This is a genomic window from Rhizobium sp. WYCCWR 11146 (assembly GCF_013591995.1).
Lineage (GTDB): Bacteria > Pseudomonadota > Alphaproteobacteria > Rhizobiales > Rhizobiaceae > Rhizobium > Rhizobium indicum.
Genome location: NZ_JACCEY010000038.1, coordinates 200,400 through 221,828 on the forward strand (window position 1 = coordinate 200,400; position 21,429 = coordinate 221,828).

The window sequence follows — 21,429 nt, forward strand, 5'->3', positions numbered from 1 at the left end:
TGAACTGCGATACTCCTGACAACAAAGGACAGGATTCTCATGACTGCTATCAATGCGATTGCGGAAGAAGGGCCGATTGCGGAAGCCCAGGCGCTGAACGACAGGCTGGCAGGCCTCGACCTTGCCGGACGTCTGTCGCTGGTCTCCGGCCTTGGCGGCCGCGTGGTGTTCACGACGTCACTCGGCATCGAGGACCAGGTAATCACCGCCGAGATCGGCACGCACCGCCTGCCGATCGATATCGCCACGCTGCAGACCGGCCGGCTGTTCGCCGAGACGCTGTCGCTGATCGAAGAGACCGAAAGCCAGTACGACATCCATATCCATCGCTTCGAGCCCGAGAAGGCCGATATCGACGCCTATGCGGCGCAATACGGCCTCAACGGTTTCTACGAGAGCGTCGAAGCCCGGCATGCCTGTTGCGGCGTGCGCAAGCTGAAGCCGCTTGCGCGGGCCCTCGACGGTGCTGCGATCTGGATCACCGGCCTGCGCCGCGGCCAATCGGCCAACCGCGCCGAAACGCCGTTTGCCGAATATGACGCCGAACGCCACCTGCTGAAGGTCAATCCGCTCGCCGACTGGGACCTGGAGGCGATCAAGGCCTTCGTTTCCGCAAACGGCGTGCCGGTCAATCCGCTGCACGCTCGCGGTTATCCCTCGATCGGCTGCGAACCCTGCACGCGGGCGATCAAGCCTGGCGAGCCGGAACGCGCCGGCCGCTGGTGGTGGGAGCAGGACGAAACGCGCGAATGCGGCCTGCATGTCGCCGAAGAGGCCGCAGCGATCGCCGCACAGTAAATCACCCCACGGCTTTCCCAATCAGGGCGCGGCGACCGCCGCAGCCTTGGGAAAGCCAACTTCCCGGGGAAAACCAACATCAAGGAATTGCTTTGCGGGCACCCGCAAACGATCGACAGTCTGGAGTAAAACATGCCCGATAGCCGTCCGGATACGGAACTCAGCAACCCGCAGAGCGCCAAGGCGCCGCTCGACCCGCATCTGAAAGCGCTGGAAAACGAATCCATCCACATCTTCCGCGAGGTTGCGGCCGAATTCGAGCGTCCCGTCATGCTCTATTCGATCGGCAAGGATTCCTCGGTGCTGCTGCATCTGGCGCGCAAGGCCTTCTATCCCGGCCGCGTGCCCTTCCCGCTTTTGCATGTGAACACCGGCTGGAAGTTTTCCGAGATGATCGCCTTCCGCGACGAAACCGCGAAGAAGTACGATCTCGATCTGATCGAACACATCAATCCGCGCGGCAAGGCCGAAAACATCACGCCGTTTACGCATGGATCGGCCGCCTTCACCGACATCATGAAGACCGAGGGGCTCCGCCAGGCGCTCGATGCCGGCCAGTTCGATGCGGCTTTCGGCGGCGCACGGCGCGACGAGGAAGCAAGCCGCGCCAAGGAGCGGATCTATTCCTTCCGCACGCCGGATCATCGCTGGGATCCGCGCAATCAGCGGCCGGAACTCTGGAACATCTATAACGGCATGATCCGCAAGGGCGAGAGCGTGCGCGCCTTCCCGCTGTCGAACTGGACCGAAGTCGACATCTGGCGCTACATCCAGGCCGAGGACATTCCGCTGGTGCCGCTCTATTACGCCAAGAAGCGGCCGTTCGTGGAGCGCGATGGCATGATGATCCTGGCCGAGGATCCGCGCCTGGAACTGCTGCCCGGCGAAGTCCGCCAGGAAGGCATGATCCGCTTCCGCACCCTCGGCGACTTCCCGCTGACCGGCGCCATCCGCTCACAGGCCACCACCCTCGAAGAGGTGATTGCCGAACTCGAAATCGCAACGGTGTCCGAACGCCAGGGCCGCGCCATCGATCGCGACCAGTCCGGCTCCATGGAAAAGAAGAAGCGTGAAGGATATTTCTGAGATGACCGCAGCCCAAACCGCCGTCTCGGCCGCAACCGTCGTCAACCTGCCCGCCGCCGAGCCGCTCAAGGCCGTGCGCGATACCAGGCCGCTGCGCCTCATCACCTGCGGCAGCGTCGATGACGGCAAATCGACCTTGATCGGCCGCCTGCTCTGGGACACCAAGGCGGTCAAGGAAGACCAGGCCGCCACCCTGCAGCGCGATTCCACCGGCAAGCAGAACGATCTCGGCCTGCCCGACTTCGCATTGCTGCTCGACGGCCTGCAGGCCGAGCGCGAACAGGGCATCACCATCGATGTTGCCTATCGCTATTTCTCGACCGACAAGCGCTCCTTCATCGTCGCCGACACGCCCGGCCATGAGCAATATACCCGCAACATGGCGACCGGCGCCTCGACCGCCGATCTCGCCATTCTGCTGATCGATGCGCGCTTCGGCATTCTGGAGCAGACGCGCCGGCACGCGACGATCGCCTCGCTGCTCGGCATCAAGCAGTTTGTGCTTGCCATCAACAAGATCGACCTGACGGGCTATGACCGCGCCGGCTTCGACAAGATCAGCCATGATTTCCGGGAATTTGCCCTGTCGCTCGGCGTCAAGCAGATTACCGCCATTCCGATGTCGGCGCTGAAGGGCGAAAACGTCGTCTATTCCGGCCAGGCCGCCATGCCCTGGTACAGCGGCCCGACGCTGGTGGAAACGCTGGAGCTTGCCACGGTGCGCTCGTCGCAGACGGTCGGCTTCCGCCTTTCTGTCCAGCGCGTCTCGCGTCCCGGCGAAAGCTTCCGCGGCTATCAGGGCACGGTTGCCGGCGGCTCGGTCAAGCCGGGCGACAGCGTCATGATCCTGCCGTCCGGCATGGTCGCCAATGTCTCCAAGATCGTCACCTTCGATCTCGTCCGCAACGCGGCCGTTGCCGGCGACGCGATCACGCTGGTGCTCGACCGCCAGGTCGACGTGGCGCGCGGCGACATGATCGTCTCGATCGACGCCCAGCCGCAGGTCGGCCTTGCCTTCGACGCGCAGATCGTCGCGCTGCAGCCTGAGGGTATCGAGCCCGGAAAACGCTACTGGCTGAAGAGCGGCAGCCGCCGCCAGCGCGTTCAGGTGCAGCCGCTCAGCCAGTTGGAACTGAAGACCGGCACCTGGAATGCCGCCCAGCGGCTCTACATGAACGCCATCGGCAAAGTCCGGCTCGTCTTCGACGAAGCGGCGATCTTCGACCCCTATGAGCAGAACCGGCTTTCCGGCTCCTTCATCCTGATCGATCCGGAGACCAACAATACGGTCGCCGGCGGCATGGTAACCGGCAAGCGCACGGAACTTGGCGGTCTGCACAATGGCGAAGCCCGCGTCATCCTCTCGCTTCCGGCCGACCTTGCCGAGCAGATCATGGCAAGCGAACTCTTCGCCAGCCGCAGCCACGAGGCCGAGGTGCGGCGCATGACGGCGGCAGAAGCCGCCGACCTCTGGTCGAGCGCTGCAAGCGATATCTGACAAGGGAATAAGGGATAAGGGGCCAGCAAGACTGGCCCCCTCACCGCAGCCAAATCCGCTGGCTGCAGGGCTGGCGGATTCCCTGTCGAGCGGCAAAGAACCGATCAAGGGCTTCGTGTCCGCTTCCGGCCGAATAGTGTTGAAAAAGTCGAAAATCCGGACTTAACGAAAAGTCAGCCAATTCGTGATTTGAGCGAATGTTGCCGCTTGATGCTGTTTTACTTCCGCTGCGCGGCCCCACACTGCTTGAACGCAAAATTGACAGGTCCCCCAGCTCAATTTTCTGTGTCTACCGCCCCTAAAAAAATCGGAGTTTGCAGAAAACGGACTTTTTCAATTCACGATTCGCTGTTTACCGCTTGCCCGCGGGCCAATGTGGGGCCATTCTTAGATCGGATCCTGGCGGTGCGGTAAAACGAGAGGTCAGGTCTTGCAACGCTCAATCTCGACCTCGAAGCACTGCCTTTTCTCGACTGATCCCCGAGCGAGGAGGTTGTCCATGTCCACGCGCTATGTCGACCATCCGCTACAACCGGGCGACCGGGTCCCGAACGTTGTGTTTGATGCGATCTCGAGCGAGGGGAAGATCGCACTTGATGATTTTCGTGGCCGCAGCCCATTGTTGATCGGTTTGTTTCGAGGCCTGCATTGTCCGTTCTGCCGGCGCCATGTCGCGGCCATGGCATATCTCAACCCGATGCTGCGTGAGAAAGGCGTCCAATCCCTGGCGGTGGTAAACACCCCGGTTGAACGCGCACGGCTCTATTTCCGTTACCATCCGATACCCGATCTTCTTGCTGCTTCCGACCCGGTACGGGCTTCGCACCAAGCCTTCGGCCTACGCGAGGTCGGGATCGACACGGCCATGGCGATACTGATCGATCTTCCGGGCGAGTTGCCCGAGCCTATGGGCGTGATGGCAATGGACGAATTTCTCAACGAGAAGGAAGGATATCAGATTACGGAAGCCGATCAGCAGATGATGACTGCCGACCACGGGCAGCTTGTCGGTCAGTTCCTAATCGACCGGGAGGGTATCGTACGCTGGAGCTTCACTGAAGTTCTGGAGGCTGGGCTCCAGACATTCCAGGCACCGAATTCCCAGGAATTGATGTCGGTAGCTTCCCAAGTCGTACATTAACAACGAAAAACTCGCTCGACGACCTACCGCCTGGGTGGTGCTCAAGCCAACTGAGCGGACTACTATTTCCCGAGAGCGTTTTTCAGCGCATCGACCACGACGCGGACTGAGGGAACGTCTTTGATGTCCGAATGGACAACCAGCCAGACTTCTCTTGTCAAAGCCTGTTCGGTCTCAATGCGTTGGAGACCGCTGGACTCCAGGACGGCGAAATCGGGGAGCATGACGACACCGGCGCCAAGGCATGCGGTTGCGGCCTGAAACTCCAGAACGGACGACCGCACGGCGATCGGCCGGCCGGCGGCCAGTTCGATCAACCGCAGCTGCTGCGGCGAGGCGTTCATGGTTTCGTCGTAACCGATGAAGGTCCAGTCGGATGGTGGAACCGTTTCGAGATAGGTCTTTGATGCGTAGAGATGGAAGCTTGTCTCGCCGAGCTTGACGATAGAGTAATCGCCGTCTTCCGGACGCGACATTCGCACGGCGATATCGGCCTCTCGTCTGTTCAGGGATGCGAGGCGCTTTTCTCCGACGAGCGTGATCTGAACACCGGGATGGCCTCGCCTGACGGCCGCGATCGGCTTTGCCAGCAGCACGCTTGAGAGAGCGGGAGGCGCGCTGATCCTCACATGGCCACGCAATTCCGTGGCGCTGCTGCGGCCAAGCTGCTCGATTGCCGCAGTCTGCACGGCGACAAGAGCTGCGTACCTGGCAACCTGCTCTCCCTCCGAGGTTAACATGATGCGCCGTCCGCGGCGGTCTACGAGCTTGCGACCCAGGCCGGCTTCAAGCGACGAAACGCGCCGGCTGATCGTCGCGTGTTCGACACCGAGCTGCTTTGCTGCACCAAGCAACGTTCCCGACTGCGCGAGCGCCAAGAAATGCCGAAGGTCGTCCCAGTCGATTTTTGTGAATTCTCTCCCATTCATTGTGAAACAATAGGGAATTTTCACACATCACGCCATCGCTTAATTTGTGCCCATGAAGGAGCACGAGAGATGACCGACCAAATCATATGGCTGAACGCCCCCGGTGACATCACCCAATTCCATGTCGAGGAGCATCACCATTCTGAACCTCCCTGTCATGGCGAGATAAAAATCCGCCATCAGGCGATCGGAACCAACTTTCTCGACATCTATCACCGAAAGGGCATCTATCCGATGCCGTCCTACCCCTCGGTGATCGGTGCCGAGGCGGCGGGCATCGTCGACGATGTCGGTCCTGGCGTCTCCATGATCAAAAAAGGTGACCGCGTCGCCTATGCCGGGCCTCCGGTTGGCGCCTATCGCTCGACGAGGAATATTGCCGCCGAAAGGGCAATCAAGCTTCCGGATACCGTTTCAGTAAAGACGGCAGCGAGTTCGCTGCTCAAAGGCATGACCGCCTACATGCTGTTGAAAAAGACCTATGATGTGGGTGCAGGAACTCAGGTGCTGATCCATGCGGCCGCGGGTGGGCTCGGGAGCATCCTCGTTCGTTGGGCCAGATCGCTCGATGCCACCGTGATCGGGACGGCGGGCTCTTCCGAAAAGGCCGCACTCGCCGCATCTTATGGAGCCGATCACCTTATTGTTGGACGAGGCGCCGATATCGTCGCGGAAGTGAAGCGGCTCACGAACGGGCTTGGCGTCGACGTCGCCTATGACGGGATAGGCGGCGATACACTTCTCAAAAGCATACGCTCTGTCCGCCCATTCGGCATGGCTGTCACCATCGGTCAGGCCGCCGGTGCTATTCCACCGGTGCCTGTCGAGGAACTTCGCCCGGGCAAGGCGCTCTGCCATCCGAGCATCATGGCTTGGTGCGCTGACGTCGGACAGTATCGCGAGGCCGCTCTGGCTGCAGTCGGCGCGATGGAAACAGGGATCGTTTCGCAGATCGGTGCCGAATATCGTTTGGCCGATGTTGCCAAGGCGCACGAGGAGATGGAATCCGGACGCTCGGCGGGCAGTGTCCTGCTGATCCCTTGATGAGCCAGAGAAACAGCGCCGGCAGAGTCCATGGATCGCTGTCGGCGCCTTTCAGTCCTCGGTGCGGGTTTCGACGCGCTTGGCCGGCGCCATTTATCCATAAAACGGCATTATGTTATGTATTTCAGATATCTATAGCCATGGACCTTGTTGAGATAGGGTGCCCGCCATTGCGGTGGGCTCTCGGCACAGGCCGACCGCTCTCCCGCAAAATGACGCTTGGCACCGCAGTCGGCGGCCAATGACAGGGAAAGGTTTACAGCTCTATGTCTGCACATGAAAAGCCACTTATCGCGATTGCCGGTGCAACGAGCAAACAGGGGCGCAGCGTCGCCGCGACACTCCTTGACAGCCAACGTTTCCGGGTGCGTGCTTTCACCCGGAAAAAGGATTCCCCTGAAGCTTTAAGTCTGGAGGAACGCGGCGCTGAAATCGTAACCGTCCCTCTCGAACTTGGCCTTCAGAAAGACCTCGTCGCTGCATTCAAGGGCGCCGATGGCGCATTTCTGATGACGCCGCCGATCGCCCCGCCAGAGACAATCGAGGCGCCTCTCGGCCGACAACTGGCGGATGCCGCCGTTGAGGCCGGCGTCGGGCATATTGTTTTCAGCACGCTTGAGAATGTCGACGAGATCACCAGGGGCACGAAGTATGCGCCGCATTTTACCGACAAAGCGCGTGTTGCAGACTATATTCGCAGCCTGCCGATCTCGCATTCCTTCGTCATGCTGGCATTCTTTTATACGAATCTTCTCGAATATTATGTGCCGCGCATGGAGGGCGATACGCTGCTCCTGCCGGTTTATCTTCCTGAAGATTTCCGAGCGCCTTTTGTCGATCCCTTGACGGCGACCGGGCCGGTCGTCCTCGAAATTTTCTCAAATCCCGAGCGTTACAACGGCAAAACGCTGCCGATCCTTGGCGACATCATTTCTCCGCGCGAGATGGTCGAAACCTTTCAGCACGTGACCGGGCTCAAGGCCGCGTATCGAAACGCTTTCACCCGGGATGGCCTGCTGCACTATTTTCCAGAGTTTGCCGCCAACGAACTTCTCGTTCGGGAGCTTCTGGGGATGGTCGAATATGCCGCCGAATATGGCTATTTCGGCAAGGAGCACGATCTCGAATGGAGCCGCCGCCTGAACCCCGACACGCTCAACTGGGAGCAGTATCTACGGAAGACGGGGTGGCGTGGCGATAAGCGGTCCTTCGGATTCTAAATTATGACGACCGGATTCCCGGCAATTTCAAAATCTCGGCGACGAGAAAGTCGACGAGAAGCCGAACGCGGGCAATGGCTGCACGCTCCGGAACGATCAGCAAGCTCACCGGAACCGGTAAAGGACGATAGTCGCCAAGCACGACCTCGAGCTGGCCGTCGTCCAGAAGATCGTGGACCAACCAGAGGTGTGCAGGACCAATGCCGCGTCCGGCGGCAAAGGCTTCGCGCGCCGCAAGCCCGTGATCGACGCGCAGCTTGCCACTGACGGGGATCATCAGGCTTGTGCCATCGGCAGAGGAAAGAACGAGCCGATCGCTTCCCGCCACATTGGACATCACGACGGTTTCATAGCGTGACAGATCGGCTGGGCGCTCCGGCCGTCCGTGTGCGGACAAATAGGCCGGAGCGCCCACCAGCAGCCGATGGCTCTCTCCGAGCGCATGAAGTTTCATCGCGCTGTCAGCGAGGGGTCCAAGACGCAGTGCCACGTCGACGCCTTCGCGAACCAGATCGATCCGCTCGTCCGTCAGGTTGAGGTCGACCCGGATGTCCGGATGCTTGTTCTGGAAATCAAAGATCAGGCGCGTGACGTGCATCACGCCGAGCGCTGCCGTACAAGAAAGCCGAACAGCGCCCGCGGGGGCCTGACGGGCATCTCGCGCTTCTTCGGCAGCCTGTTCGACCAGGCGCAATATCTGCAGGCAGTTGGTATAATAGCGGCTGCCTTCGTCGGTCAGGGTGACGCGGCGCGTGGTTCGGCTGAGAAGCGGTACGCCGACAGCCTCTTCAAGCTCATTGAGGTGCCGCGTCACGGTGGATTGACCGACACCCAGCTCTCTTGCGACCATCGACAAATTGCCGCGTTCGGCGACTCGGACAAAGGTGCGCATTCTTTCGAGAGACAATCCCGCACTATCCATTTTTCAGCACAATGATCCTCATTCCCTCCGTATAGGGAATAATCTGGAATGTGCCTAGTTCGAGCATACGACAGTTCGGTCGCATTTCATTCGGCAGATCGTATCGGATTACCGCGTCGAGCCGCGTGGGATGATGGAGAAGCCGCAATCGACCTTGTCTTCGCCGGGCGGCTCGTCGCGGATGGCGCGCAGCAGCATGTCGGCGACGCGGTAGCCGATATCGTAGCGTGCAATCTGCACCGTCGTCAGCGTCGGCTGGGTGAAGGCCGAAAATTCCAGATCGTTGAAGCCGCAGATGCCGACATCCTCCGGCACGCGGATACCGCGCACGGCGCATTCGATGAGGACGCCGAGCGCCAGATCGTCGCTTTGGGCAAAGACGGCATCGATATCCGGCACGCGCTGCAACAGGCGGGCAAATAATTCCCTGCCGAGGCCGGTGCTGCTTCCCTCATCTCCGCCAATGGCGAGATCGGGATCGAAACGGCCGGCTTCCCGCAGCGCGGCCTCATAGCCTTCCTTCCGGCGACGCGAGCGAATATCCGTGCCGCGGCCGATGAAGCCGATCCTCTCATAACCCCTCGACAGCAGGAAGCGGGTGGGTTCGGCGCCTGCCGCATGATGATCGAGGCCGACGACGAGCGTTGCCGGCTCCTGGCTGAGATCGGTGATATGGGCGATCGGACAGGTGGCATTCTCGATCAGCGGCAGAAGATCACGATAGGATTCGGCGCCGGCGATGATGACGCCGGCCGGCTTCTGCGTCAGGACGGATTTGAGCTCGCCGGCCTCGCCGTCGGCATGGTGGAGCGTATTGGAATATTGCACGCGGAATTCGGTGGCGCGCAAGCAATCCTCGATGCCGATCATCAGGCCGGCGAAGCCGTGCTGGTGCAAAGCGGGCGTGATGACGCCGATGATGCCGTTATGGCGGCCGGCCAGCGCCCGGGCGGCAAGATTGGGGATGTAACCCATTTCCTCCACCGTGCGCAGGATGGTCTGGCGCAGATCCTCCGAGACGATTTCAGGATTGCGAAGCGCGCGCGAAATCGTGATCGGGCTGACCCCCACCTTCTTCGCCACATCGCTCAACTTCACCTGCGCACCGCGCCTGGCCTTCCGCCCCCGCTCCACTGCTGCCCTCATCGCCCCGTTATATCTAGCCCGCGAGACTCATTTGCCCTCGAATCGCGGCCCTTACTTTCTGAAGAGGAAATAATTTAGAGTCTACTAACATTTTATATTCGCAACAGGATCCCGGAATATAACTTCCGGAAAGAGCAACAAGTTCGTCTGTCGGCGAATTACGGAGGCATACGGCGAACGGATCACCGCCTCCGGGAATAAGTCCATTTATTTTCGAATGAAAACATCGCGAAGGACGCGAGCGCGGCAAAATCGGGCCGGATTTTTTGAGGAGCTCAAACGCTGGGGGAGCGAAGATTAAATTCCAGTCATATCTTACAAATCAGCAATATAAACATGATCAAACTTTAATTTGTAAATCCGCTCGGTGGGATCATATGAATCCCGAGCGCCAATTCTTCTCTTCCCCCCGGTCGCCGCCCCCGACGACTGCGCGTTCCCAAGAGGAATTGGCGCCAAACGCCATCCGACGCCAGGTCCCAGGACATGGAACCACGACGCCATCCAAAACCAACGCTCTCGCAAGGGATCATCACCCAAGGGACCACCACCATGTCACACATCCTCCGCAACCATCGCGCAGCAGCGCTTGTCGGGGCCGCGTTCATCGCCGGCGCGGCATGCCTACCCTTCGCCATCAACGCCTCCAATGCCGTTGCCGGGCCGTCGGATACCGGCGGTACTCTCGCCCCCAGCGGCTCGTTTGCCTCCATCGTCGATGCCGACAAGCCTGCCGTCGTCACCATTACCACCACAATGAAAGCCACCGATGTCAGCGAGCAGGAATCGCCGATGGACGAGCAGTTCCGCCAGTTCTTCGAGGATCAGGGCATCCCGCTGCCGCGCCAGGCACCGCAAAAGCGGCCTTCGCAGCAGGCGATGGCGCTCGGCTCCGGCTTCATCATCAGCCCGGACGGGGTGATCGTCACCAACAACCATGTCATCGACAATGCCGTCGATATCAAAGTGACGCTGGATGACGGCACGGAACTGCCGGCCAAGCTGATCGGCACCGACCCGAAATCCGATGTCGCCGTGCTGAAGATAGAGGCGGGCAAGCCGCTGCAGACCATTGCCTGGGGCGATTCCGACAGGCTGAAGCTCGGCGACCAGATTCTGGCGATCGGCAACCCTTTCGGCATCGGCACTACGGTGACGGCAGGCATCGTCTCGGCGCGCGGCCGCGACCTGCACAGCGGACCCTATGATGATTTCATCCAGATCGACGCGCCGATCAACCATGGCAATTCCGGCGGTCCGCTGGTCGACCGCAGCGGCAATGTCGTCGGCATCAACACCGCCATCTATTCGCCGAATGGCGGCAGCGTCGGTGTCGGTTTCGCCATTCCTTCCGATGAGGCCAAGGCGATCGTCGCCAAGCTGCAGAAGGACGGCTCGATCGATCACGGCTATCTTGGCGTGCAGATCCAGCCGGTCACCAAGGATGTCGCCGATGCCGTCGGCCTCGATAAGACCGGCGGCGCGCTGGTTGCCGCCGTCACCGCCGATACGCCGGCCGCCCATGCCGGCCTGAAGCCCGGCGATATCGTCACCTCAGTCGGCGGCGAGAGCGTCAAGACGCCGAAGGACCTGTCGCGCCTGGTCGCCGACCTTTCGCCGGGCGCGAAAAAATCCCTCAGCGTCTGGCGCGACGGCAAGACGATCGATCTCAACGTCACCGTCGGCACCAATGAGGAAGGCCAGAAGCAGGCGGCGGCCGAAAGCCCCGACACTCAAGACCAGAGCAGCGGCCAGCCGAGCCTCGGCATCGGCCTTGCCGACCTGACGCCCGACGTGCGCCAGCAGCTTAACCTGCCGCGCTCCGTCAACGGCGCGGTGGTCGCCAAGGTCGCTCCGGACAAGTCTGCGGCTGCCGCCGGCATCCAGTCCGGCGATGTCATCGTCTCGGTGAATGACAGACCTGTTCATAACGCCCGCGACGTCAAGACCGCGATCGCAGACGCAGGCAAGGCCGGCCGCAAGTCGGTGCTGCTGCTCGTCGAACGCGACGGCAACAAAACCTTCGTCGCCGTGCCGTTTGGGGCGGCCTGACGGTCACCCGAGCTTTTGCCGCAAACAGGAAAAGCCCGCCTGAGGCGGGCTTCTCGAACCGGTCTGTCGGCAAGAAATCTATAGGGCGCCGCCCGCCCCTCTATTTCCTGCTCAGGAAGATTTCAGCTTCGTTGTCTTTGCGCGCATCCGGGATTTGCCCTTTTGGCGGTTTGCCTCCTGCTGCTTCACCGCATCGGATTGGCTGCGTTGCGCGGCCTCCAATTGCTGCCGCGTCGGGAGATCATGGTCGTAGCTGGAAGCGCTGAATGCCGTCGCGTTGTCGAACGGACCTTTGTGTGGACGCGCCAGACCATAGGCTTGCTTATCAGCGCTATCGATCCCCTGCTCCGCCGATAGTGACCGCGCTTGACGCGCCTGCGTTATCAGATCGTCGGCGGTCGAGCTTGACGTCGCACTTTTCCGCACGGGGGCGATAATCTTGCGTTTCCTGGCCCTGTCCTTTTGATCGGCGTGAATCCCGGACATGTCTTCTTCCTTGTTCGTCATGTCATCGTGACGATCGATGGGGGGCCGTCGACGTCGCAGCAGACCCGTTCACGGGATCTCGGACAATCGTTCAGGCAGCCTGGTTTTGGGAAAGCGGTAAGCTGGCGGCCGCAGCGATGCGTCCGCACGCCCAGACGCCGTATACCGCGCGATCCGATAGGCTTTCACCGGGGCGCCGCCGTCATCCTGCCATCTGGCAAAGGAGCCGTCTTCCAAAGCCTGCGGAAGCGGGCCTGAACTCAACTGTGTCGCCAGATACATTTTCAGAGCCGATTTCAACGCGGCCTCGTCGACGATCCCCATCTGGAAACAATGAATGAGGAAACTTGTGGCGCTGATCTCGCCATCATCGGTCGCGTAGGTTTCGCCGCCGCGAAAGCCGGCCTTTCGGAGGATGCGGTCCAGCATTCTCAAATTATGGATATCGAAAAATTGATCTGATGTGGAAGACATGGTGTCCTCCTTCGTTGGGGCTAGGGTTCACTGGCGCTAGCGTTACTGGCGCGCCCCAAGCAGCGGTGCCCGTATCGTGCCCGCCGATAGTTTAGCTTGCGCTCTTTACCATCTGACCGCAACCTCATTCGGCGGCCGCCATTGATAATGGCGGGGCGGAACCCATTTTAGAGAGAGGAGGATACGCATCATGCAGTTCAACGGTGAAGCGACCCTCACAAAGCCGTCGGCACTGGCGGTTTCGGAAAGGCGTGCGCTCATAGATCACCTCAGAGAGGTGATCGCAGGCCTGGCTCACGGGCTGGCGGCCGACGGATTGCTGGACCTTGTGCCGCCTCTGCTTGAGATAAACAAAGTCCTCCGCGATATGACGGATGAAATTTCTCGTGCGGACCCGGTCTATTCCGACGAGATCATCACTGGTACGGTGCGCTTGATCAAAACGTCGCAGGCTTTGCTTGATGACCGGGTCATCGTGCAGACGATCCATTAAGACCTGCCGACGGTCGGGTATGGCGGCAGGCTGAATGCCAACCGTTGGCATCAAGATGCCCGTTCCGGCCAGCCGTGCATCGACAATCATCGCCGGGTCCGAAGTCCGCACAGCGGCTCCCGCCCACTTCCAAGGATCAACCGCAATGGCACTTATCTTTCCCAACAGAAGCCGCAGCTTCGATGAAGCGCGAAAAGGTGTCCGCTTCACCGGCTATGACGGCATGTTCGAAGTCAGGTTTCTGGTCGAAGAAGCAGCGCTCGGCAGCGCGATCACCCAGAACTCCTCCGAAGCCGCATATCTCAATGCCTTTGATGCAGCGCGTTCTGCCATTCAGGAGGCTGCATCGAGAGTCTATCAGCATCGACGCGGAAACAACTTCACGCTCACGGCTGCAGATTTTCGCTGATCGCGAGAAGTCGTAGGGCCGGTGAACTGAAACGGCCACCATCCTGCTGCTGCCGGATGAGACAGGGGGAGCGAAGCATATGGTTTCCACACGATACCGCCCGAAAGACCTGAAGCTTGCGCGTCGCCATATCGTGAAGGCGGCGCATCGCGTTGCCGATCAGGAAATGGTGATCAGGAAACTATTGCGCAAAGGCAGACCCTCCGGATCGGCCTATGCGCTGCTCAGCAGGCTCTACGACGATCAACGGCGGAAACTCGATCGGCTGAAACTGATCGAAGCGATGGTTGAGGTAGAAGTGCAACCCTGTATGGACGTGCCCCATAATCCCGGCACCTCCGCTCCTCCCCTTGTGATCGTGCACAGCAGCGAGATCTCTCTGCCGGACCGGCAATCCGCCCCGCCTTGTAGCGCAGATGATTGGCGCCCATATTTGGTGTAGTGGCAGTTTGTGAACGGGCGCTGCTTCCCGGGGTAATCAGAGTTACCCGGCCCCAACCAAAGGAGGGCATGATGTCTTCCACGGTAAACATCCATTCGTGGAAACGCCTGGCTCAGCATATCGGCAGGTTCCGGTATATCGACTTCCTGGTGAAATCGACACCAGCCATCTGTCTGGCCTTTATCGTCTATATCATTCTCAACGATGTGTTCTGGTAGCGTTGCAAAGACTGTTGCCGCGAGCCGAAGACGCTTTGCTGCCTATCAAACGAAGTGGATAACGCGATGCAACTGCGAGAAATGGGTGAACAAGACTGCCTCGCCTTTCTGGCAGGCCACACCCGTGGCCACCTGGCATGCCTCGGCGAGAAATATCCCTATATCGTTCCCATCCAGTATGCCTATGAAAGAGACCGGCTTTTCATATTTTCCATGCCGGGCCTGAAGATTGATCTATTGCGTGCCCATTCACCAGCCTGTGTTCAGGTTGAAGAATTCGGCGAAAACCGAACATGGAAAAGCGTGCTTGTTCAGGGCACCTATGATGAGCTGACCGATACGCCGTCCCGGCATGACGAACGCATCCACGCCTGGTCTCTCCTGCAGCAGCAACCGTTTTGGTGGGAACCCGGATCGCTCGCCTTAAACTCGGAAAGCGAAGACAGCCCTGCTCCCTCCATATTCTTCGGCATTTCGATTGAGGTGGTATCGGGGAGGCAAGTGGTTTAGTATGGAGCCTTCAGGCTCGCCGCGATATCCTTGATTCGCAAGGCGGCGCAGCTGCATAATATATGGAACTCCAGACAGACACTTCCAGCTAAACGCTGTCCGATACCAGCCTTTCCCATAGGGGCGCGGATTGCTTGATGCATCCACCAACGTGGCCAGCTGAACCGCAGCACTGCGTTCAATGCCCCGCGACCACTCATAGGGAAAACGATGACAGACGCACCTGAGAATGAAGCGCTTTTCAACATCACCGGACACTATGTGCAGGAATTGAAGGCCGTTCTTCAAAGTGAGAGCATTGTCGAAGGCACCGACTACGAAAACAGCGCCTTTAACGAAAAACGACGGAACGAAGGACTGCACCTGCTGCGATTCCACAAGACCGGCACGGCAGCGCAGGCAACGCAGATCTGGGAAAAACATATGACGGCCCGAGCGCATCGATAGGACGGCACCAAGCCAATTCTTCGATTGAGGCCGGCTTGGCTCGTTCCGGAGCCGATAGAGCATGATGCCGATAAGTGTGAGCGGTTTTCGGACGACACCATGCTGTCACTCTTTAATCGAGACCAGGATTCAGATTTCAGGCCGGCCCGGCCTAAATCATCCTGTTCTAGTGCTGACGCGGCGACATGAGCTGATGTCCGGCGCAACATTGCCTTGAAAGGAAAAATCATGACCAACGACACAACCAAAAAGGCCCAGCCCGCCAAAGCGGCCGTGGCTGACGCCCCCTACGACGTCATCTATTTCGCGAAGAAACACCGCATTTCCAACGAGGATGCCAAGGACATCATCGAAAAGCACGGCGCCAATCGCAAAGAGGCGGACAAGGCGGGCCGGCGTATCAGCGTTTAGGGCGAAAAATAGCCTCGCAGGCGTTCAAATCCTAAAGTCTTTATTTGATGCATGTCGTTGTCCCAAAACCGCTGTACGGTTTTGGGCGAGATGCAGCAGCCTCTATAGTCTTTGCATCTGCTAGCGATGCCACGATGCAACAGCAACGGACGAATTAACCCTACTGGCTTACCTTAATATCAGCATGCGCTTGAATACGTCGACTCCTGTGCCATCGTAGCCTCACGATAAGACTTCTGGTTCGTGAAGCAGCTCGCCGGAACCGTGGCCCGCCTTTCCGGGGAGAGGCCGGCTTGCCTTTACAGGGGCCGAGCTCAATCAAATGGAGGGTGTGCCATGAACAACGTCTTGGAATTTCGTTCAAAATGCCCGCATGTCGAAAGCCTGTCCGACTGCCGGGAAGCCCTTGAACCTGCCGTGATGAAGATCGTCAGCGACGCCATCGGCAGGGGATACACGGCCGCGGAAGCCGCCATGGTGGTTGCCGATATCGCCGATGACTACATCCTCATGCTGTCGCGGCAACTGCAGCATTGACCCACTTTGCGGGCGCGCAGCTGTGCCTTCTTGAGCCATCGCAGGAGCTGAACTCGGCGCGGATCGCTGTGTCTTTGCAGGTCTGGATCTTCCAACAGGCCAGGTGACGGATGACAAAATAGCTTCGCGGTTGCCGATAGCCGGGAGCAACGCCCTTTCTTGAGACGCTTGCATGAGTGGATCGCGCAGCAACTGCAGGGGTAGCAGTGGGGTACAGGAGACGAGACCTGCCGCGCGATCCGCCGGCAAAACCCCTGATATTGTCGGAAGTTCCCCGGCAGAGATACGACGCCACAACCCCGGAAATTCCGCCTGGGATCATTGACAACCTGCCCGGGCACGTTGCGACCGTCACACCGATAAGCTCCCGCCGGGCGAAAACCGACAGGCAAATCACAACGCCAACGAAAAACCCCGCCGGAGCGGGGCTTTCAGCGGTCCAAGTGGAGCAAGCCGAACATTCGGCCCACGTCTCAAACAAGATCGATCATTTCAAAACCCGGCAAAAGCACCTCTTTCGCGAGCGTTCAGGGCGCTGCTCTGTTCCGCTCAATCTTTGAATCATAGCCGTAATGTGGCGTGTAATGATCATGTGCGAGGTGACCCTCCCACCTAACGCCACCTTGGCTGGCGGGGCGGAGCATTGGCCTGGATTTCGTGCAACGGCGCTCGCGCCCCGAGAAGTTTCTTCAGCTTCTTCTCCTCCGCCGGGCCGATCCCAAACTTGCGGCAATGCTCCGCAACATCGTGCTCTCGCGGGCCGGGAATGCGAACTTGGCGATTGCTCATGCTCTTCATGTCTGTTTCCTCCTGAGAGGAAAACCAGCAGGCGGCCGTTTTGTTCGTTAGGGACGTCTAAAATTTGGGGGTTTTGTTTGCTTCGGTTTTGGGGCACGTGAGACTGCTGACGCCCTGGTGCTCGCCGATCAATTGATCTTCAACCAATGCCGAAGCGCCGCCACCGCGCCGTCGCTCGCATAGGCAATCATCCCGCCAATCGTCAGACCGGCGAAGGCAATCAACCCCGATATCCCGTAGCCGATCGTCTTCATCCGTTTCCACTCTTCAAGCGCCGGCCCCACCGCCTCCTGGTTCTTCTCGACGGTCTCCTTGAGGCTCTTGATCTCCTCGCGGATCTGCACATCCGTGCCGCCACTGATCGCCACCCGGGTATCGAGCTGGGCTATCTGCCTAGCCTGCTCGTCGAGCCGCTTGTGGATCACGGCGCGGCTGTCATGGGCGTTGGCCTTTTCGTCGCTGACCTCGTTGCGCAGAAGTGCCACGTTGTCCTCGATGCCTGTCAGCCTTCCCTCGACGCGGCCGAGGGCGCGCAGGATATCGTCATTGGATGTCATCTCTATCGGTGCTCGCCTAGGGATAAAATTTCAGCTTTTCGGATTGCGGCAAGCGGCTGACAAATCGCAGGATCCCTTGCAGCACCGGATGGACGTAAGACGAAACGTCGAGGTTCATGCCGTGGGCGAGCAGCGCCGCATTGTCCTGGACATTGGTGGCAAAGACTTCAATGACCTTATAGTCCGCCGTTCCATCGCCATTGTCGACGCGGTCGTAGGTGGTTCTCGATGTCCAAAGACCAGGCTGATATTCGAACATGATGCGAGTGCCGTTCGGAACCGAAGCCGGCAGCTTGATCGTGTCCCACGTCGTCACGCCGTCCTGATTTCCAGGATGCCCGACGACGTTTCCGAGCGGAAACATTTCAGCGGCCGACGACTTCGTCGGATCAGTGTCCGCAGTCAAGGCAAGCAGCTGATCGATCACCTTGGCGTAACGAGAACTCGCCTTGATGGTGTTGTTCACCGTCGCCAAGGTGGTTGTCCATAAGGCGGGAACGGTATAGCCCGCGACCGTCCGGCCGCTGTCCGACGAAGCGGTCATGGTCGGAATTATGGTAACGCCGACGACATGGATGCCCGCCCCATAGCGCGTCTTGACGCGATCGACCAAGCCGAGCTTGGCGTTCGACCATGTGCTTGCCGTGGCGCTGTTATCGTTGCGGCCGGACTGGTCGAGAACGAACGTCCAGATATTCTTGCCGCCGTTGTATGTGTCCCGGATCGCATCGATCATGGCCCAGCGCTTGGTTGCCGACGTCGCCAGTTCCTGCACCGACTTCGAGCCGGGGACGCCCATGACGAGCGGGATGATACTGCCCCATACCGGATCTCGGACATCAAGCCAGCGCAGCCACATGCCCATGTTGCGCCTGGCATCGGCCGTGGCGGCAATCTCCTGGCGCTCGATGAGGCTATCGGACAGGACCATCGGAACCGGCCGGCCGTCCCACCCCTTGGCCAGGACCATTGCAGGGCCATAGGCAAGAGGCTGCGAGTTGCTCTCATTGCCGACCGTATTATAGAACGTATCGCGGGCTGGCGTGCTCGCCCCGTTCGCCAGGGCCAGCGCCCGAATGGACGTCAGATCGGTGGCCGCCCAATATTTTTCGCCCCGATGGCGTTGGCAGCGATAGCCGCCAATATAGGTCTGCCCGATCGTACCGTGCCACACCGTTCGGATGCCGAAGACAGACCAGGCCGGCAGGGCGCTTGGCAGCGTCACCTGCCCGTAGACAATGCCGGTCGACGCCGTGACGGTCGCGGCCGCGTTGCCGCCGAAGAGCACCGGGTATTCCGTGCCGTTCGGATGGATGAAAAACACCTCATCGATCGCAATATCGGCATTCGGCAAGATCGTCTCTTGCGGCGCAAGGCCGCCCTCCGTGCAGCCGAAACCCACAAAGGGGATAAGGAAATCGTTGGTTTCGTAATCCGGTGAGCCGAAGAACAGCTTCGAACATTGATAGTTCAGGTCGGCCGCGTAAGTTTGCGTGAAACCCGCCGGCCAGCGGGTGCCGGTGGCGGCCGGCATATAGCGGTTGGCATCCGGCACCCATGGCGGCGGCGCCAGGTCGGCTCCAGCCATCGGGTTCGTCAGGGCAAGCGAGATGGCGTTCATCATCGGCGTGTTCCGTATCTGCTGGTGAGGTCGTCGTAGAATTGGATGGTGCGCCCCTGGCGGGCATTGGCGCGGTCGAGCGCCTGGCGCTCGCGGGCGAGGATGGCGATGACAGGGTCGCCTTCGACAACAGGCGCATGCGCTTCCTGCCGGCGCAGATCGTCCGGCAAAGGCGGCAGAGCGATGCCGGCCGCCGCCTGCCCCTTCGTCACCGCCGCCTTGTTCAATCGCTCAGTGGCGGAGCAGCCACTGACGATCAGCAGCAGTGACAGCGCAAGCGCGGTTCTTTTCCGAAAGCTGAAGCTCATAGGATTGGATCTCTGTTTCGAGTGTGTCTCTGGCGGCCTGCTCGGCGGCTTCTGCGGCCTTAAGGCGCTTGCGGTGCTCTTCGCCGGCCTCCGCTGCCGCGTTGCGCTGGCGCTCCATCTCGGCGGCTCTCGCTTCGGCCGTGGTCTTTTCGGCCAGGATGACATAGCCGGCGCGCGCCTGCCTTGCCGCCGAGGGATAGCCGATCGAGACGGCATAGAGGTGATAGAGAATCAGGCCACCGGCGAGGCCGGCGCCCATCTTGAGCGTGTCGAGGAGCCCGAACATCAGATGCCCTCGAGGCAGAACTGGCGTTCTTTCTGCCGGCGCCTGACAAGGCCTGGAAAGACGATGCCGGCGGCGCGGTTCCACTTCAAAAGCGCCTCGCAGCCCTCGGCCGTCCTGCCCTGGTTGATGAGCTTGATAGCGCTCGAACCGCAGGCCGCCTTCACGCCGACATTATAGGCAAAGGAGGTCAGCGCGACGAAGCGCGCATCCGGCAGGGCCACGCGCACACAGCTTTCGACGCCCCCGGCATAGGTCTGCAGCTCCAGCGCCAGAAGCGCCTTGCACTGCTCCACCGTCTTGCGGTCCCCCGGCTTCACGCCATTGGTGCTGCCATAGCAGATCGTCCACGGTTTCCCTCGCGTCGCCGGATCGGGATAGGCATTCTGCCGCAATCCCTCGAACGATCCGACAAGCGCCACAGCCATGGCCGCGGCGGCACTACCCTTCTGCAGGCGGTTTGCCATTCAAATCTCCTGAGATTTTCTGCTGGACGAAGATGCGGGCGATGATCGCCGCAACGGTCAAGAGGCCGGTGATCGCCGACATGGCGAGTTGGATGTAAATGTTGCGCGATACCCAGGTGGCGGCGACGAAGGTGTAGACGGGCTCAACGATGATGAAGAGCAGCGCCAGCGCCATCAACCGCACCGACCAGGCACGCTTCAGCACCTCGCGCCAGTTATGGACGAGCATGGGGTGGGCTCCGGGTTGTGATGGGTGTCGTGGGGCGCGGCTCACGGATGGAGACTCGGCGTGAGTTGACGTCTCAATGGTGCGGGGTGTCCCGTCCAACAAAAGAGGAAACTAGAGCGCGTCGATTGAACGCGGAATCGGCTTGAGGATTCCGCTTTTACGCGACTTCCGATTCCATTGCCTCCGTTGGTGATTTCGTCGGAGGTAGACCCGTGCTTTTAGCGATGATCTTCGCAGCCGCGTTCTGGCTGTGTCACATGATGGAATGTCAGCGCGACCGGACGAGCCGTGTCTGACCGCTATTCACGATATTTGACAACCCTTGCCGGCGAACCGACAGCGATTGCATATTCTGGGATATCGCTTATCACAACGGCGTTCGCTCCAATCACGGCGCCATTGCCGATTTTGACGTTCATCAGGATCTTCGCTCCGGCGCCTATCCAGACATCGTTACCGATCTCAACTGTGCCGATCTCAGCCTTCTGAAGCCTGATCGGCGTATCGCGCCTCATGCCGTGGCCGTGATCGATGATCTGGACATCAGAGCCGATCAGGACATCATTGCCGATTGATATTCGGTTCTTCGCCGTGATGATGTTGCGCCGGCCGATTACGGTGTTGTTGCCGATGAAGACTTTGGGCTCTGGCATTGTAAGTTGAAAGAACGACTGATCTTGGATGGTGACGTTATCGCCAACCTCAAGGACGGCATGACCGACCAGGCGGAACTCAGCGCTGCGCTTCACCACAAGATTTTCGCCGGCCGCGGCGAAGTAGCGGAAGCGCTTGTAAGCAGTGACGAGCCGTTGGATTACGCCGCCTCGATTGCGATATGATGCCTTGTCGACCTGTGCCATTTCTACTCCTGGCGTGATGGCAGCATGTCAAACACAGGTGTGG

28 protein-coding genes are annotated in these 21,429 nt (G+C 59.9%); 15 read left to right on the forward strand and 13 right to left on the reverse strand.

Annotated features, from left to right (window positions below; translation table 11 throughout):
* The first annotated feature begins 39 nt into the window (after positions 1-39).
* From HX899_RS30295 to HX899_RS30310, 4 genes are all read left to right on the forward strand, one after another.
* Complete coding sequence (locus tag HX899_RS30295; protein ID WP_180195696.1) at positions 40-798, forward strand: phosphoadenylyl-sulfate reductase; 759 nt, start codon at positions 40-42, stop codon at positions 796-798.
* A gap of 132 nt (positions 799-930) precedes the next feature.
* Positions 931-1,884, forward strand: coding sequence for a sulfate adenylyltransferase subunit CysD (gene cysD, locus HX899_RS30300; RefSeq protein WP_003546395.1), 954 nt, complete (start codon positions 931-933; stop codon positions 1,882-1,884).
* A gap of 1 nt (position 1,885) precedes the next feature.
* A complete protein-coding gene (gene cysN / locus HX899_RS30305; protein ID WP_171599283.1) occupies positions 1,886-3,382 on the forward strand; it encodes a sulfate adenylyltransferase subunit CysN in 1,497 nt (498 codons plus the stop codon).
* Between the two features lie 499 nt (positions 3,383-3,881).
* Positions 3,882-4,523 (forward strand): peroxiredoxin-like family protein, encoded by a 642-nt coding sequence (locus HX899_RS30310; protein ID WP_138328629.1) that lies wholly within the window; start codon positions 3,882-3,884, stop codon positions 4,521-4,523.
* Positions 4,524-4,585: 62 nt separating this feature from the next.
* On the opposite strand, the gene HX899_RS30315 is transcribed toward HX899_RS30310, so the two are convergent.
* Positions 4,586-5,452, reverse strand: coding sequence for a LysR family transcriptional regulator (locus HX899_RS30315; protein WP_181294091.1), 867 nt, complete (start codon positions 5,450-5,452; stop codon positions 4,586-4,588).
* A 69-nt stretch (positions 5,453-5,521) separates the two neighbouring features.
* Here HX899_RS30315 and HX899_RS30320 point away from each other — a divergent pair, with 69 nt between their 5' ends.
* Positions 5,522-6,496, forward strand: a complete 975-nt coding sequence (locus tag HX899_RS30320) for a quinone oxidoreductase (RefSeq protein WP_181294092.1) — start codon at positions 5,522-5,524, stop codon at positions 6,494-6,496.
* 266 nt (positions 6,497-6,762) lie between these two features.
* Positions 6,763-7,716: an NmrA/HSCARG family protein gene (locus HX899_RS30325; protein ID WP_181294093.1), complete on the forward strand. Its 954-nt coding sequence runs from the start codon at positions 6,763-6,765 to the stop codon at positions 7,714-7,716.
* A 1-nt stretch (position 7,717) separates the two neighbouring features.
* Here HX899_RS30325 and HX899_RS30330 read toward each other — a convergent pair whose 3' ends face one another.
* Together HX899_RS30330 and HX899_RS30335 are read right to left on the reverse strand one after the other, a co-directional pair.
* Positions 7,718-8,638 carry a LysR family transcriptional regulator gene (locus tag HX899_RS30330; RefSeq protein WP_181294094.1) on the reverse strand — a complete coding sequence of 307 codons (921 nt, stop codon included), beginning with the start codon at positions 8,636-8,638 and terminating at the stop codon, positions 7,718-7,720.
* A 108-nt stretch (positions 8,639-8,746) separates the two neighbouring features.
* Positions 8,747-9,784, reverse strand: coding sequence for a LacI family DNA-binding transcriptional regulator (locus HX899_RS30335; RefSeq protein ID WP_138328634.1), 1,038 nt, complete (start codon positions 9,782-9,784; stop codon positions 8,747-8,749).
* A gap of 552 nt (positions 9,785-10,336) precedes the next feature.
* Between HX899_RS30335 and HX899_RS30340 the strand changes: the two genes are divergently transcribed.
* Positions 10,337-11,836 (forward strand): DegQ family serine endoprotease, encoded by a 1,500-nt coding sequence (locus HX899_RS30340; RefSeq protein WP_181294095.1) that lies wholly within the window; start codon positions 10,337-10,339, stop codon positions 11,834-11,836.
* A gap of 111 nt (positions 11,837-11,947) precedes the next feature.
* Here the strand turns inward: HX899_RS30340 and HX899_RS30345 are convergent, their stop codons facing one another.
* Positions 11,948-12,322 carry a hypothetical protein gene (locus HX899_RS30345; protein ID WP_138328984.1) on the reverse strand — a complete coding sequence of 125 codons (375 nt, stop codon included), beginning with the start codon at positions 12,320-12,322 and terminating at the stop codon, positions 11,948-11,950.
* A 69-nt stretch (positions 12,323-12,391) separates the two neighbouring features.
* Entirely contained in the window at positions 12,392-12,796 is a 405-nt protein-coding gene (locus HX899_RS30350) for a hypothetical protein (protein ID WP_138328636.1), read from the reverse strand.
* 190 nt (positions 12,797-12,986) lie between these two features.
* Here HX899_RS30350 and HX899_RS30355 point away from each other — a divergent pair, with 190 nt between their 5' ends.
* The 8 genes from HX899_RS30355 (at position 12,987) to HX899_RS30390 (ending at position 16,263) form a co-directional block, all read left to right on the forward strand.
* On the forward strand, positions 12,987-13,289 hold the full coding sequence (locus HX899_RS30355; protein ID WP_018449489.1) for a hypothetical protein: 303 nt from the start codon (positions 12,987-12,989) through the stop codon (positions 13,287-13,289).
* 145 nt (positions 13,290-13,434) lie between these two features.
* Entirely contained in the window at positions 13,435-13,698 is a 264-nt protein-coding gene (locus tag HX899_RS30360) for a DUF1488 domain-containing protein (protein ID WP_181294096.1), read from the forward strand.
* A 79-nt stretch (positions 13,699-13,777) separates the two neighbouring features.
* Entirely contained in the window at positions 13,778-14,140 is a 363-nt protein-coding gene (locus HX899_RS30365) for a hypothetical protein (RefSeq protein ID WP_138328638.1), read from the forward strand.
* A gap of 71 nt (positions 14,141-14,211) precedes the next feature.
* A complete protein-coding gene (locus tag HX899_RS30370) occupies positions 14,212-14,358 on the forward strand; it encodes a hypothetical protein (protein ID WP_017959492.1) in 147 nt (48 codons plus the stop codon).
* A gap of 66 nt (positions 14,359-14,424) precedes the next feature.
* A complete protein-coding gene (locus tag HX899_RS30375) occupies positions 14,425-14,868 on the forward strand; it encodes a pyridoxamine 5'-phosphate oxidase family protein (RefSeq protein WP_138328639.1) in 444 nt (147 codons plus the stop codon).
* 210 nt (positions 14,869-15,078) lie between these two features.
* Positions 15,079-15,315, forward strand: coding sequence for a hypothetical protein (locus HX899_RS30380; protein WP_017959490.1), 237 nt, complete (start codon positions 15,079-15,081; stop codon positions 15,313-15,315).
* Between the two features lie 228 nt (positions 15,316-15,543).
* Positions 15,544-15,726 (forward strand): DUF3606 domain-containing protein, encoded by a 183-nt coding sequence (locus HX899_RS30385; RefSeq protein ID WP_017993328.1) that lies wholly within the window; start codon positions 15,544-15,546, stop codon positions 15,724-15,726.
* Between the two features lie 336 nt (positions 15,727-16,062).
* Positions 16,063-16,263, forward strand: coding sequence for a hypothetical protein (locus tag HX899_RS30390; RefSeq protein WP_138328640.1), 201 nt, complete (start codon positions 16,063-16,065; stop codon positions 16,261-16,263).
* Positions 16,264-16,875: 612 nt separating this feature from the next.
* Here HX899_RS30390 and HX899_RS30395 read toward each other — a convergent pair.
* The 8 genes from HX899_RS30395 to HX899_RS30430 all read right to left on the reverse strand — a co-directional run bounded on the left by HX899_RS30395 (position 16,876) and on the right by HX899_RS30430 (position 21,386).
* Positions 16,876-17,061 (reverse strand): hypothetical protein, encoded by a 186-nt coding sequence (locus HX899_RS30395; protein WP_012556939.1) that lies wholly within the window; start codon positions 17,059-17,061, stop codon positions 16,876-16,878.
* Positions 17,062-17,189: 128 nt separating this feature from the next.
* Positions 17,190-17,618, reverse strand: coding sequence for a DUF1515 domain-containing protein (locus tag HX899_RS30400; protein WP_181294097.1), 429 nt, complete (start codon positions 17,616-17,618; stop codon positions 17,190-17,192).
* 16 nt (positions 17,619-17,634) lie between these two features.
* A complete protein-coding gene (locus HX899_RS30405; protein ID WP_181294098.1) occupies positions 17,635-19,242 on the reverse strand; it encodes a hypothetical protein in 1,608 nt (535 codons plus the stop codon).
* The gene (locus HX899_RS30410; RefSeq protein ID WP_181294099.1) at positions 19,239-19,451 is read right to left on the reverse strand and encodes a hypothetical protein; all 213 of its coding nucleotides are present in this window, start codon (positions 19,449-19,451) and stop codon (positions 19,239-19,241) included. The genes HX899_RS30405 and HX899_RS30410 overlap by 4 nt, the downstream gene beginning before the upstream one ends.
* Positions 19,452-19,470: 19 nt before the next feature.
* The gene (locus tag HX899_RS30415) at positions 19,471-19,833 is read right to left on the reverse strand and encodes a hypothetical protein (RefSeq protein WP_181294100.1); all 363 of its coding nucleotides are present in this window, start codon (positions 19,831-19,833) and stop codon (positions 19,471-19,473) included.
* On the reverse strand, positions 19,833-20,297 hold the full coding sequence (locus HX899_RS30420) for a lysozyme (protein WP_181294101.1): 465 nt from the start codon (positions 20,295-20,297) through the stop codon (positions 19,833-19,835). Before HX899_RS30420 ends, HX899_RS30415 begins: the two co-directional genes overlap by 1 nt.
* On the reverse strand, positions 20,272-20,526 hold the full coding sequence (locus HX899_RS30425) for a hypothetical protein (RefSeq protein WP_138387826.1): 255 nt from the start codon (positions 20,524-20,526) through the stop codon (positions 20,272-20,274). The genes HX899_RS30420 and HX899_RS30425 overlap by 26 nt, the downstream gene beginning before the upstream one ends.
* Before the next feature lie 299 nt (positions 20,527-20,825).
* Entirely contained in the window at positions 20,826-21,386 is a 561-nt protein-coding gene (locus HX899_RS30430; RefSeq protein ID WP_029874374.1) for an acyltransferase, read from the reverse strand.
* Between the last annotated feature and the right edge of the window lie 43 nt (positions 21,387-21,429).